Annotated in this window: 9 protein-coding genes and 1 pseudogene; 5 read left to right on the plus strand and 5 right to left on the minus strand. The window is 70.4% G+C overall.

The annotated features are described in order from the left end of the window. Positions 1-109: 109 nt before the first annotated feature. Both PV341_RS41105 and PV341_RS41110 read right to left on the minus strand, forming a co-directional pair. On the minus strand, positions 110-715 hold the full coding sequence (locus PV341_RS41105) for a flavodoxin family protein (RefSeq protein ID WP_500332215.1): 606 nt from the start codon (positions 713-715) through the stop codon (positions 110-112). A 702-nt stretch (positions 716-1,417) separates the two neighbouring features. Further along, entirely contained in the window at positions 1,418-2,089 is a 672-nt protein-coding gene (locus PV341_RS41110) for an HAD family hydrolase (RefSeq protein ID WP_500360509.1), read from the minus strand. Between the two features lie 357 nt (positions 2,090-2,446). Between PV341_RS41110 and PV341_RS41115 the strand changes: the two genes are divergently transcribed. Beyond that, positions 2,447-2,773 (plus strand): plasmid stabilization protein, encoded by a 327-nt coding sequence (locus PV341_RS41115; protein ID WP_500332213.1) that lies wholly within the window; start codon positions 2,447-2,449, stop codon positions 2,771-2,773. An 84-nt stretch (positions 2,774-2,857) separates the two neighbouring features. Next, a complete protein-coding gene (locus PV341_RS41120; protein ID WP_500332212.1) occupies positions 2,858-3,013 on the plus strand; it encodes a DUF6131 family protein in 156 nt (51 codons plus the stop codon). Positions 3,014-3,030: 17 nt separating this feature from the next. Here the strand turns inward: PV341_RS41120 and PV341_RS41125 are convergent, their stop codons facing one another. Next, positions 3,031-4,014, minus strand: a complete 984-nt coding sequence (locus PV341_RS41125) for an SDR family oxidoreductase (RefSeq protein ID WP_500360511.1) — start codon at positions 4,012-4,014, stop codon at positions 3,031-3,033. 182 nt (positions 4,015-4,196) lie between these two features. Beyond that, the gene (locus tag PV341_RS41130) at positions 4,197-6,446 is read right to left on the minus strand and encodes a catalase (RefSeq protein ID WP_500360515.1); all 2,250 of its coding nucleotides are present in this window, start codon (positions 6,444-6,446) and stop codon (positions 4,197-4,199) included. Between the two features lie 293 nt (positions 6,447-6,739). Here PV341_RS41130 and PV341_RS41135 point away from each other — a divergent pair, with 293 nt between their 5' ends. The 3 genes from PV341_RS41135 (at position 6,740) to PV341_RS41145 (ending at position 9,025) form a co-directional block, all read left to right on the plus strand. Next, entirely contained in the window at positions 6,740-7,543 is an 804-nt protein-coding gene (locus PV341_RS41135; protein ID WP_500332210.1) for an alpha/beta fold hydrolase, read from the plus strand. Between the two features lie 165 nt (positions 7,544-7,708). Beyond that, positions 7,709-7,882, plus strand: a complete 174-nt coding sequence (locus tag PV341_RS41140) for a hypothetical protein (protein WP_500332209.1) — start codon at positions 7,709-7,711, stop codon at positions 7,880-7,882. A gap of 177 nt (positions 7,883-8,059) precedes the next feature. Next, positions 8,060-9,025, plus strand: coding sequence for an LLM class F420-dependent oxidoreductase (locus tag PV341_RS41145; protein WP_500360513.1), 966 nt, complete (start codon positions 8,060-8,062; stop codon positions 9,023-9,025). 127 nt (positions 9,026-9,152) lie between these two features. Here the strand turns inward: PV341_RS41145 and PV341_RS41150 are convergent. Next, positions 9,153-9,238, minus strand: a pseudogene (locus PV341_RS41150) (hemerythrin domain-containing protein); the annotation flags it as partial.

The raw sequence follows: 9,238 nt of genomic DNA on the forward strand, positions 1-9,238 counted from the left end.
TTCGCCACACACCACGTCTCGCTGGAGGAGGCCCCGCAGGCCTACGACATGTTCCAGAAGAAGGCCGACGGTGCCATCAAGGTCCTCATGCACCCGTGACACCCGCGCATCACCCCGGCGGCGCGTCGAGCGGCGTGGCCGCCAGGGCTCGGGCCACGCCGTGGAGGTTCGCGGCCATCGCGCGCCCCGTCTTGTCGGACCATTCGTGGCCGCGTTCGTCGTCGAGGTAGTCGGGACCGGCCCCGGGACCGAGGTGCCAGTACGTCCAGGCCTGGCCGGGAATGGTGTAGCCGAGGTCGGCGAGCGCCCCTGAAATCTCGCTGATGACGTGATGCGCGCCGTCTTCGTTGCCGGTCACCACCACGCCGGCCACCCGGTTGTAGGCGACCGGTCGGCCACGGTCGTCCGTCTCGGACACCATGGCGTCCATGCGCTCCAGAACGCGCTGGGCGACCGATGAGGGCCTGCCCAGCCATGTGGGGGAGGCCACGATGAGGATCTCCGAGGACAGCAATTTCTCGTGGATCCCGGGCCACGCGTCCCCGGCACCCTCGTCGCTTGTCACACCCGGCTTGATGTCGAGATCCACGGCGCGGACGCAGTCGATGTCCACGCCGTAGGCCGCGAGCTGGTCCGCCACCACCTTGGTCAGGGCGTAGGTGTTGGACGGTTGCGGCGACCGTTTGAGGGTGCAGTTGATGACGAGAGCTTTCATGCGGCTCTATCTACCTCCGGCACACCGGCGCGTCCCCGTAGGAGCGCCCGACTCACTCTCTCGGTCAGTGCCTATCGCACACCGAAACCGACCGTGCGGCCTACCGACCGGGCCGCCGGAGTCCGCTGGCAAGCGTTGGTCTTCTACGGGGACCTGTTGGATACGCACCGCTATCCCGACGTCTGCCGGCCGCAACGCGATCGACAGACTCCGCGCGTCCCGCGACCACGGGACGCGGCCCCCGTAGAAATCGTCCTGGCCCGGGAACCGGAATGGGGGACTGACATGGGATCCAGCGACGTGCTGCTCCTCGTCGTTCGCGAACTGTGCGCTCGCAGGCTGCTTGCCTTACGCCCCTCGGGCGCGGGCCGGCCGTCGAAGTTGGCTGCCGCGGATGTGCCCCCCCGATACCCCGATATGGGAAGCACGGCCGACGATCGCCGTTGACTGAGGGCGCCGGCCCGTGCGGATCTCCGGAAGTACCTGGAAGGCGTCCGTGAGGCCAGGCCACCAGGGAGGGCGCGGCAGTGACGACCTTCGTCCGGGCAACCCGAACGACTCCGCGAGCCGCGGGGGAACCCACGGGCACCCAGGAGAACGATCTTCCAACGCTGAAGGACGCGACGAAGGTGCCCTGGGGGACGCCTGGGAGTGGTCGAAAACGTTCTGCGTGATCAAACGGGCAGTACCCGGCAAGCGGGACTATCGCCACATGGGACTGCTGTCGAGGGAGGTCAGCATGTCGCGTGGATCACGGTGCACTGCGGCGGCGCCTGCCTCCTCCAGTTCAGCGCGGCCAATGCCGCCAGATAGGAGCGCCACGCAGGGCACCCCCGCCTTCCCTGCGGCCTCAATGTCCCACACAGTGTCTCCCACGAAGACCGCTCGGTTTGCGGGTACGCCCGCTCGCTCCAGGGCCTGTGCCACCAGGTCAGGTGCCGGCTTGCTCGCATCGACGTCGTCCTTGCTGGTGGCGTCCGCAATGACGTCGTCGGCATCGAGGGCTGCCCGCATCACGTCGAGTTCCTTGCCGTCGGCCGACGTGGCCAGGACGACCCGGAAACCCCGGGCCGCCACCGCGCGCAGCAGGTCCGCGGCACCGTCCAAAGGAGCGAGCGCGGGGCCGTAGGCGCCGTACAGGGCCTTGTGGGCGCCGCTGATCGTGGCATCCTCGCTGCGGTCGCGCTCCCTGCCCAGCAGGCGCTCCAGGAGATGGTCGGACCCCATGCCGATGCAGCGGTGGATGTCCGCCATCGACACCGTGTGCCCGGCCTGCCGGAACGCCTCCCACCACGAGACGGCGTGGAGGTAGTTGGTGTCGACGAGAGTGCCGTCCATGTCGAACAGCGCCGCGCGTTCAACCTCGTCACTCATGAGGCCCCTCCTTCCGATCGACTACTGGAGTGGTTCTTGCCAAGGCGGCTACCCGCCATCTCTGAGGTGGACGCGCGCGTCTGCTCCGCGGCCAGCGGTCAGCCACCGCCTGTGAAGGATGCCCCCTGGGGCATGCACGCCGGACTCCGCTTGGCCGATCGATCACGCTGGATCACGCGGGCGGAGTAGCGCGCCGCGAGCATCTTGGCTGGCGGTTCTTCCCCTCAGCTCACGATGTCGAGAACCTCACTGTAAGTCCGGAGCTGGTCGGGATCGTTCTCTCTCCGGAAATACCGGTCACGATGGCGGGTAGCAGCTCGAGGACGGCCTCAGACGGATCACCTGGGGGTGAACGAGATGCCAACAGGATCGAGCCGCAAGCGGGAGCGACAGTACGAGCACATCAAGGACAGCGCCAGGGAACACGGCGAGAGTGACAAGCGGGCCAAGGAGATCGCCGCCCGCACGGTCAACAAGGAGCGGGCTCGCGCCGGCGAGTCCAAGACCGCCAGCCGCAGTTCCATAGAGGACGACATGTCCTCCGGGCGGCGCGGCGGCCAGCGGTCCGGCAAGGGGCCGCAGGGCCCAACCCGCGACCAGCTCTACGCGGAGGCCAAACGTCGCAACATCGACGGGCGCTCCCACATGAACAAGTCGGAACTCGAACGCGCGCTCGGAAAGTAGCTGTCGGCACAGTCCGAGTGCAACGCGATCGCGCAGTCACAGCCATGCGGGCCGCGTACACAGAGCCGACCAACGGAGGGCATCGTGCTCATCCTGGGAATCATCCTGCTGATCATCGGCTTCCTCACCGGGATCTCGATTCTGTGGACCATCGGGATCATCCTGATGATCATCGGCCTCGTGCTCTGGGTGCTGGGAGCCGTAGGGCACAGCGTCGGCGGGCGGAAGCACTACTGGTAGGCGGCGGGGTCCGGTCGTCAGCCGATCCGAAGGCCGCGCGCGACCGCCACGGCCGCCGCAGCGGCCACTGCCGCCGCCCCCACGGCCCCGCGGTGGCGCGACGCCCAGGACTGCGCGCTCGTCGCGCGAGCCTGCCGCCCGAAACGCCCGTGCACACCGAAGTCGTGGCCGCCGGGACCGGCGTCGGCGGGGGACCGCAGGTTCACCGGTGCCGCGGGGTCGCGGTCCTCGGCCGTCTGCTGGGAACGGAAGCCGGTGCGCGCCAGGTAGCGGTCCAGAACACCCGGTGCAACCGCGTTGGCCAGCAGTGTCCCAGCGGTGCTCGCCCCCACCCAGTACTCGCGCCGACGAGGGTGATCCGCTGCGTGCACGATCGCCCGGGCCGCCACCTCGCGCCTGTAGATCGGCGGAACGGGCTGGGCCCGGCGCGGCAACCGGCTCAGCACCCAGTCGAACTGCGGTGTGCCGAGCGCCGGCAGTTGCACCATCGTCGTACGCACCCGTGAGCCCGAATGCAGCAGTTCGCACCGCAGCGACTCGTTCCACCCCTGAATGGTGTGCTTGGCGCCGCAGTAGGCCGACTGCAGCGGGATGCCGCGATAGGCCAGCGCCGACCCCACCCGCACGATCGCACCGCGGTCACGCGGGAGCATGCGCCGTAGCGCGGCTTGCGTGCCGTACTCATCCGCGGCGATCTCAGTGAAGGGCGCGAAGATACCCGTGAAAGCGTTGTTGACCCATACATCGGGGACGTCGAACGCCGCCTCGACGCGCGCGGCGGCCTCCTCTACGGTGTCGGCGTCCGACACCTCGACCGGCACGGTGAACCCCTCACCGCCCGCCCGCACTACGTCGTCCGCAGCGGCAGCCAGTCCGGTGCGTCCACGGGCCAGCAGTGCGACGCGGTCCCCGTGGGCGGCGAACGCGCGGGCCGCTGCCCTGCCGACGCCGCCGCTGGCGCTGGTGACCACGACCGTCCTGGTGTGCCGCTGCTTCGTCATGGGACTCTCGGCTACCCGAGTCGTGGGCTTCGTATCAAGGTCGCGGGGTAGGCACCACCCATGGCGGGCTGAACTGGGGCCACGATCCACTGAAGTGGCCGGGACGCCGAGTCGGCGACACGCCCCCCTCAGCCGGCACGGAGCCGTCTGAGAGGGACGTCGCCGGGGCTGTTCGCGACCGCTCAGACCACTCCGTTCTCTGCCGGGGCCGGGAACCGGTCCCATACGCGGTGGGCCCCCAGGAGTGCGGTGACCTCGCGCAGTACGGCCTCGCCGTCGGAGCCGGTGACGACGCCGAGTGCATCGGTGGCGATGCCGGCCGCCTGCAGGGCGGGGCCCGGGTCGTCCCAGCCCCCGAGGGGCTTCGCGTGGCGGTACGCCTCCTGGAGCATCAGCACGATGCGCGGGTCCACGGGCGCGGCGGCGAGAGCCGGGACGCCGGCCTTGGCGTCGCGCCCACCCTGGGCGTCGACGGCCGGTCCGGGGGTCCCGGCGACCAGCAGGGCGTCGAATTCCACGGAGCGCGCGGTGGCGAAGGTGCGCTGCACGGTCACGGGATCAGCGCCCTCACCTGTGAGAGTGCCGCCGGTGGGCGCGACGATCAGCGGGACCATGCCGCCCGCCAGCACGGAGCGTCGCACGACGTCCACGGCGCCCAGGTCACCAGTGCCGTCGGTGACGATGCCGATGATGCGCCCGACGGTCGGCCAGGTGCGGCCGATCTGCGACAGCGCGGGACTGGGCTGTACGTCGGCGAGCGGCTCGGAGGCCTGCGGGGCGGGGAGGCCCAGGCCCAGCGCGACCTGTCGGCAGAGATAGGGATCGATGTTCGCCAGGACCATCAGGGTGCGTTCCTTGACGGCCTGCTCGTAGCACTTGCCGAGCTCGAAGGTGTAGGCGGCGACGATGTGCTCCCGTTCGGCCGGGCTCATGCTTAGCCAGAACAGGCGGGGCTGGGTGAAGTGGTCGTCGAACGAGGCCGGTGCCTCGCGTACCTTCGTGGCGGCCGCGATCGGGGTGGGGTGCTCGATGTACGCGTGGTCCTCGGCGCCGGCGAAGAACGGGCAGCCGCCGTCCAGGGAGTTGGGCTTGTACGGAGCCACACCGGTGTGCACCGCGTCCTGGTGGAACCCGTCCCGCAGCATGTCGTTGACCGGGGCGTGGGGCCGGTTGATCGGGATCTGCGGGAAGTTGGGGCCGCCCAGCCGGGTGATCTGGGTGTCAAGGTAGGAGAAGAGGCGTCCGGCCAGCAGAGCGTCGTCGGTGATGTCGATACCGGGCACCAGGTGGCCGACGTGGAAGGCGACCTGTTCGGTCTCGGCGAAGAAGTTGGTGGGGTTGGCGTTCAGGGTGAGCAGCCCGACGGGCTGCACCGGCGCCAGCTCCTCGGGGACGATCTTCGTCGGGTCCAGCAGTTCGATCCCCTGGAAGGTCTGCTCCGGCGTGTCGGGGAAGGTCTGGATGCCCAGTTCCCACTGGGGGAAGGCACCCGCCTCGATGGCGTCGGCCAGGTCGCGGCGGTGGAAGTCCGGGTCCATGCCGCTGATCATCTGCGCCTCCTCCCACACCAGGGAGTGCACGCCGGCCGTCGGCTTCCAGTGGAACTTCACCAGGGTGGTGGCGCCGGTGGCGCTGACCAGCCGGAAGGTGTGGACGCCGAATCCCTCCATGGTGCGGAAGGAGCGCGGGATGCCGCGGTCGGACATGTTCCACATGGTGTGGTGCGTGGCCTCGGTGTGCAGGGACACGAAGTCCCAGAAGGTGTCGTGGGCGCTCTGCGCCTGCGGGATCTCCCGGTCCGGATGCGGTTTGCCGGCGTGGATGACGTCCGGGAACTTGATCGCGTCCTGGATGAAGAACACCGGGATGTTGTTGCCGACCAGGTCGAAGACGCCCTCGGACGTGTAGAACTTGGTGGCGAACCCACGGGTGTCGCGGACGGTGTCGGCCGAACCGCGCGAGCCCAGGACGGTGGAGAACCGCACGAAGGCCGGCGTGTCGACGTCCTTGGCGAGGAAGGCCGCCTTGCAGACCTCGGCGGCCGTGCCGTAGCCGCGGAAGACGCCGTGCGCCGCGGCGCCGCGGGCGTGCACCACGCGCTCCGGGATCCGTTCGTGGTCGAAGTGCATGATCTTCTCGCGCAGGTGGTGGTCCTGCAGCAGCACCGGCCCGCGCGGGCCTGCTTTGAGGGAGTGGTCGGTGTCGGGCAGGCGTGCGCCCTGCGCGTTGGTGAGGAAAGGGCCGTCCTGCGCCCGGACCGTCTTGGACGGGCCGTCCGTGCGGCCCGTCGCGCTGAGCGGGGTGGGAACGCCCTGGTCGGGCTTGGCCGGCAGCGGCGCGTGCGGCTCGACCGGTTCCTCCACCGTGGGGGGCATGCTCGCGGGCACGCCGGGGATGTCCGCCCGTCCCGCGGGGGTGAGCTCCGCGCCCATGTCCATGACCTTGTCGACGATCTTCTTCACCGGGCCCGGCTCGTTGCCCATGGCGCTCTCCTGCTCGTCCTCGGAAACCCTGTCGCCTCCCGGTAACCCGTGCCCCTTGCGGACAAACAGGACCCGGTGCGATGTCCGCCGTTCGCGGCGGATCTCACCCCGCGGGTGCTGGTAGGCGGAACCTGGCTGTCATGTCAGGACGGCTGGGAGGGGCGACGGCAAGACTGGAACGTACGACGTGCTTCCAGCGACGCGACGGGGCGGCCGTACAGGCCGCTCGGCCTGGGGATGAGATGTACCACGCCACCAGGGAAGGCAGGGCCCTGTGCCGAGGGGCCGAGCTGGCCTTCGAGGAAGCGGGGGAGGGGCCGCTCGCCGTGTATGCGCACGGCGGTTTCGTCAGCCGCGCCGTGGAGGACCGGATGGGCCTGTTCGATTGGGGCCCGGTCCTGCATGCGGGACGGCGACTTGTCCGTTACGACGCACGGGGGCACGGACGCTCCACCGGAGCCGCGGTCGACACCGACTACACCTATGTGTCCCTCGCCGGCGACCTGCTGGACCTGCTCGACCACCTTGCTGCCCGCGAACCGGTCGCGGCCATGGGCGCCTCGATGGGATGCGGCACCGTGCTGCACGCCGCCGTCCGGGCACCGGACCGGTTCTCGCATCTGGTCCTTCTCCTCCCACCGACCGCATGGGGCACCCGGGCGGCGTACGCACGGAACAACCGGCGGATCGCCGCGAGGATCGAACGGGAAGGGGTGCAGGCATGGCCCGCCGACAAGCGGCGGCACAACCGGCCGGCAGTCGTCGCCGATGTGCCCGAACTCCCGCCGACCCCTGTTGAGTGGCTGCTCCCCGCCGTGCTGCGCGGTCTGGCGATGTCCGACCTCCCAGCGCCCCCTGCCGTCGCCGCCCTGCGCCTGCCGGTGCTGATCCTCGCGTGGGTCGACGATCCGGGCCACCCCCTGGTGACGGCGGAAACACTGCTCCATCTGATGCCGGCGGCCGACCTCCACGTGTCCCGGACCCGCCGCGACGTCCGTGCGTGGGGCGAGCGCATCGCCGCGTTCCTGACGGACCACCCGGCGTGATCGTTGCCTGTGCCCGGTGACCACCCCGAGCGGGACGTCGACCGCGGCCCGCACATTGCGGCATCAGCGCCTTCCCGCAGCGCAGCAGGTGTGCGTGCTGCCCCTCGGGCAGCCGAGGGCCATGGACAGGTCTGATCGAGACCGGGTACCCCAGAGGAGACACGCATGAAGCGCAACGAGACGCCCGAGGGGGTGGAGCGTACCGCCCCACCCCCGAAGGACCAGCAGGATCTCCAGCAGGCCCGCGGGCGCGATCCCGACACCGCGGAAAAGGGGCGGCCGGACGCCGAGGTTCCCGACGCGCCGCGCGACCTTCCGCCACAGGAACCCCCCGACTGACGATCGGACGGACCGGGGAACACGAGGTGATCCCGGACGCCGGGAGGGGGGACCCGGCGTCCGGGGCATTCACCCACCATGCGGCTGCCTCACCGCAGAATCCGGGTGCCCCGGATTCGTCGTCCCACACGCGGGTGGGGACCGTTTTCCCCGGACCTCACCGGGCAGCCGCCCGACATGATGCAATTCGGATACACGATGATGACCGAGCAGGCCGGCCCGCGGGACCTGGTGGCCCATGTGACCAGGGCCGAGGAAGCCGGCTTCGACTTCTCCGTGACCTCCGACCACTACTTCCCCTGGCTCGACGAGCAGGGCCACGCGCCGTACGCCTGGAGCGTGCTGGGAGCGGCGGCGCAGGCCACGTCGCGGATGCCGCTGATGACGTACGTGACCTGCCCGACCGTGCGGTACCACCCGGCCGTCGTCGCGCAGAAGGCGGCAACGGTGCAACTGCTGTCCGAGGGCCGGTTCCGGCTGGGGCTGGGCTCGGGCGAGAACCTCAACGAACACGTGGTAGGCGGTGGATGGCCCGCCGTGGACGTCCGCCACGAGATGCTCGCCGAGGCCGTGGAGATCATCCGGGCTCTGTTCGACGGGGGCTACGTCAACCACCGGGGGGAGCACTTCGACGTGGAGTCGGCGAAGCTGTGGGACCTGCCCGACCTTCCGCCGCCGATCGGGGTCGCCGTGTCCGGGGAGCAGTCCTGCGAACTGGCGGGACGGCTCGCCGACCTGATGATCGCCACCGAGCCCGACGCGGAACTCGTGACCGCCTTCGACGAGCACGGGGGTGCGGGCAAGCCGCGGGTGGGGCAGCTGCCGGTGTCCTACGACCCGGACCGGGACGCGGCCGTGCGCCGGGCGCACGAGCAGTTCCGCTGGTTCGGCGGCGGCTGGAAGGTCAACTCGGAGCTCCCCGGGACGGCCGCCTTCGCCTCGGCGAGCACCCACGTGCGCCCGGCGGACGTCGCGGAGTCCATCCCCTGCGGGGACGACCCGGAGGTCTTCGTGGAAGCGGTCCGCCCCTACGTACAGGCGGGGTTCACTGAGGTCGCCCTCGTCCAGGTCGGCGGTGACACCCAGATGGCCTTCCTGGACTGGGCGGAGAAGACCCTCCTGCCCGCGCTGCGCGAACTCTGAACCCCGTCACCGACGTGTCGGACCACGATCCTGCGTGCCGCGGCCGCCGTGCAGGTGCGGGCGGCGACAGGCCGCTGGGCTGTTCCGGCGGACATCCGCCGGAACGGCCCAGGGAGGCCGGCTCGCGTCAAGAACGGCCGCGGCCGGTGACGAAGTCGCGTGCCCTGTCCACCAGCCCGGTCCCCGGCGCCAGGAGCTTGTTGCCGGGCGGGG

This window comes from Streptomyces sp. PA03-1a (assembly GCF_033792805.1).
Lineage (GTDB): Bacteria > Actinomycetota > Actinomycetes > Streptomycetales > Streptomycetaceae > Actinacidiphila.

Excerpts from the sequence above, each read along its gene's own strand:
- PV341_RS41105 (WP_500332215.1), bottom strand. The coding sequence starts at position 715 with ATGAAAGCTCTCGTCATCAACTGCACCCTCAAACGGTCGCCGCAACCG.
- PV341_RS41110 (WP_500360509.1), bottom strand. The coding sequence starts at position 2,089 with ATGAGTGACGAGGTTGAACGCGCGGCGCTGTTCGACATGGACGGCACT.
- PV341_RS41115 (WP_500332213.1), top strand. The coding sequence starts at position 2,447 with ATGCCAACAGGATCGAGCCGCAAGCGGGAGCGACAGTACGAGCACATC.
- PV341_RS41125 (WP_500360511.1), bottom strand. The coding sequence starts at position 4,014 with ATGACGAAGCAGCGGCACACCAGGACGGTCGTGGTCACCAGCGCCAGC.
- PV341_RS41130 (WP_500360515.1), bottom strand. The coding sequence starts at position 6,446 with ATGGGCGCGGAGCTCACCCCCGCGGGACGGGCGGACATCCCCGGCGTG.
- PV341_RS41135 (WP_500332210.1), top strand. The coding sequence starts at position 6,740 with ATGTACCACGCCACCAGGGAAGGCAGGGCCCTGTGCCGAGGGGCCGAG.
- PV341_RS41140 (WP_500332209.1), top strand. The coding sequence starts at position 7,709 with ATGAAGCGCAACGAGACGCCCGAGGGGGTGGAGCGTACCGCCCCACCC.
- PV341_RS41145 (WP_500360513.1), top strand. The coding sequence starts at position 8,060 with ATGATGCAATTCGGATACACGATGATGACCGAGCAGGCCGGCCCGCGG.